Genomic DNA, 563 nt, shown 5'->3' with positions numbered 1-563 from the left:
TATTTATTAACGCTAAGAATCAGCGAACCAGCCGTAAAGGGATAGACGATGGAAAAGTGGGGCAGTGACACACCAGAGCGAGAAGAAGTCGACATAGCGACCATTAATCAACAAACAATCGAATACATAGAACAAGATGGACTTTGCTTCGGTCATCCCAATGACGAGCATACTGTGACCTTTGGCATGTGCGCCCATGGTTTACCGGATTTATTGATCTCATCCAGAGATTTAGAAACCAATAAAATTATTTTGTCCTGCATCGCAAAAGATTGGCTTAAAAATGGGGTTAACCTGCAAACGAGAGATGATTTGATTGAATATGACAGTGGCAAACCTTTCATATTAAAATTTAATGTCATCTATAACGGCGAGCCTATGTTCAGCCATACTATGGATTTTTATCGCACACACCCACAATACCAAAAGCTGTATTCCCCCGAAGTGGTACAAGTGCTTTGGCAAAATTATCAAGGGTTATTCCCAAACGAACCGGGCTACGATAAAGCCTGTTATCAGTACTATTTTACCCCTTGGGTTATTGATATCAGCCATTAAGGCGG

At 41.2% G+C, this 563-nt stretch carries 1 protein-coding gene; it reads left to right on the top strand.

Going from position 1 to position 563, the window contains the following annotated elements; genetic code table 11:
- Positions 1–48 precede the first annotated feature (48 nt).
- On the top strand, positions 49–558 hold the full coding sequence (locus tag Q0779_RS23725) for a DUF4262 domain-containing protein (RefSeq protein ID WP_298776731.1): 510 nt from the start codon (positions 49–51) through the stop codon (positions 556–558).
- Positions 559–563: the final 5 nt, after the last annotated feature.

Source organism: uncultured Shewanella sp., from assembly GCF_947491715.1.
Lineage (GTDB): Bacteria > Pseudomonadota > Gammaproteobacteria > Enterobacterales > Shewanellaceae > Shewanella.
Note: the sequence above shows the minus strand (reverse complement) of the source record. Positions and strands in the feature narration are given on the sequence as shown.

Bases quoted from the DNA above. Each gene is read 5' to 3' on its own strand.
- Q0779_RS23725 (WP_298776731.1), top strand. From the start codon at position 49: ATGGAAAAGTGGGGCAGTGACACACCAGAGCGAGAAGAAGTCGACATA.